The organism is Pseudonocardia sp. OZ21 (assembly GCF_059359135.1).
This window is the reverse complement of sequence record NZ_JCADBN010000045.1, coordinates 1-1,097: the sequence shown is the minus strand read 5'-3', so window position 1 is coordinate 1,097 and position 1,097 is coordinate 1. Positions and strand designations below refer to the sequence as shown.

General features: G+C 69.5%; 1 protein-coding gene. It reads right to left on the bottom strand.

Annotated features, from left to right (window positions below; all coding sequences use genetic code 11):
• Positions 1-25: 25 nt before the first annotated feature.
• Positions 26-1,097, bottom strand: a 1,072-nt coding sequence (locus AC5L35_RS37305) for an integrase core domain-containing protein (RefSeq protein ID WP_495064473.1), incomplete at its 5' end; no start/stop codon positions are given.

The window sequence follows — 1,097 nt, the reverse complement described above, 5'->3', positions numbered from 1 at the left end:
GTGCACGGGTGTCGCGCGACATCGTTCACGGTCGCGGTTGTGGTTGGTAGTCCCGGGTGGGGTCGAGGGTCAGCTCCCGCAGGGGCGTTCCGTTGATGTCGAGAACGCGGATGTGAAGGTCGCGGACGAGGACCAGGACGCGGGTGCCGGCGTGTCGGCGGCCCAGTCCGATGTGGTGCAGGCGGCTGTTGTGCCGCAAGCTGATCACCCCTGAGCGGTCGATGCGGTCGTGGCGGACGCGGTAGTGGCTGGTGTCGATCGGGGCGCCGGTGGGGACTGCGGTCGGGCGGGCGATGTAGGCCTGGCCGGGGGTGCGCCGGTTCAGCGCGCGGTGCGGCCGGACGGTGTTGTAGTAGCCGCGGAACTCATCGAGCTGGGCCTGGAGCCTGTTGACAGTGACCGGGCGGGCTTGCCGGTCGAGCCATTTCTTCAGGGTTTGGTGGAATCGTTCGACTTTGCCGCAGGTCTGCGGGTGATAGGCGCGGGAATGGGTGAACCGGATCCCGCGAGCGTGGCAGGTGATCTCCAGGGCGACCCGGCCGCCGCGGCGGGGAGTTCCGGTGAACACCGCGCCGTTGTCCGACAGCAAGCTCGCCGGGTCGCCGTAGGTGCTGGTCGTGGCCGTGAAGGCCGTGTTGACGTCGCCGGCGGTGAAGGTCCGGCGGCAGGTGGAGGCTACGGCGAGGCGGGAGTGGTCGTCGATGATGTTGAGGACCTCGACATCAGTCCCGTCGGTGAGTCGGTAGTGGGTGATGTCGAGTTGCCAGCGTTCATTCGGGGCGTCGGCAGCGAAGCGTTGCCAGCTGCTGCGGGGGCGCTTGTGTGGTTGCGGGGTGACGAATCCCCGGGCGGACAGGATCCGCCAGACCGTCGAGACCGCCGGCACTGCGTGGGGGCCGTGGCGCTGTTGCAGATGCGCGGCGATGGTTGCGGCACCGGCGTCGTAACCGTCGCGGTCCAGGTCCTTGCGCAGCGCGATGATCTCGTCCTCGAGACGCTGCGGGGTACGCCCCGGGCTGTGGTGTGGTCGGCGTGACCGCGGCGCCAGCCCGGCCTCGCCGTCGGCGAGGAACCGCTGCACCAGCGTGATCACCCAC